The 311-nt window shown below is 65.0% G+C and carries 1 protein-coding gene; it reads left to right on the top strand.

The features are described 5' to 3' along the window. Positions 1-110: 110 nt before the first annotated feature. The coding region (locus AC2CJA_RS27395) for a transposase family protein (protein ID WP_484605302.1) at positions 111-311 on the top strand (201 nt) is incomplete at its 3' end.

Genomic DNA, 311 nt, shown 5'->3' with positions numbered 1-311 from the left:
TGAGCTCTTTCCAACCTGTTCGGCTGGAGGGGCAGTTGGGGTGACAGACAGGTGAAGCCCCTGGTAGATGGGTTTTCGACCAAGAAATCCGTCTCCACCAGAGGCTTCGTGTGCTTGTCTACCCGTCGGGCGTCGACGTGTCCAGTTCTGCCCTGCGCTTCCTGTCCGCCAAACTCCGTCAGCGCCGCCAAGAGCTCGGTACCCGTTGGCGGCGCCTGAGTGCCGGCCGTCAGGCCCTGCTCACTCTTGCCCACCTCCGCAACGGCCACCCGTATGCCCAGCTCGCGGCCGGGTTCGGCATCGGGACCACG

The sequence above is a fragment of the Streptomyces sp. ATLC9 genome (assembly GCF_057196705.1).
The sequence above is the reverse complement of the archived record's forward strand: the minus strand, read 5'-3'. Positions and strand labels throughout refer to the sequence as shown.